This is a genomic window from Vibrio sp. DNB22_10_4 (assembly GCF_052879755.1).
Genome location: NZ_JBNNXW010000081.1, coordinates 1 through 261 on the forward strand (window position 1 = coordinate 1; position 261 = coordinate 261).

Annotated in this window: 1 protein-coding gene; it reads right to left on the minus strand. The window is 62.5% G+C overall.

Features of this window, described 5'->3' with window-relative positions; genetic code table 11:
* Positions 1-80: 80 nt before the first annotated feature.
* Positions 81-261, minus strand: a 181-nt coding sequence (locus tag ACVA6Q_RS24745) for a VOC family protein (protein WP_446649236.1), incomplete at its 5' end; no start/stop codon positions are given.

Sequence of the window (261 nt, forward strand, 5' to 3'; positions counted from 1 at the left end):
CTTCGTGACCGTGTAGCTCGGGCTCACGCACGTGTCGCCCTCGCGGGCGTCATCCCAGTATTTCTCAACGATGGTCATGTTCATGCCTGCGCACGGGGGTTGATTGCCAAGGCCTGCGCCACGCACGACGCGGGCTTGGCCTGGATGAGTTCGACCGCCAGACCGTCTGGCAAGCGCAGCCAGTTGCGACCCTGCGGCATTTCTGTCACGCCAAAGCCTTGCGCCAATGCCAGTGCAGCTTCGAGGTCTTCGCACATCACA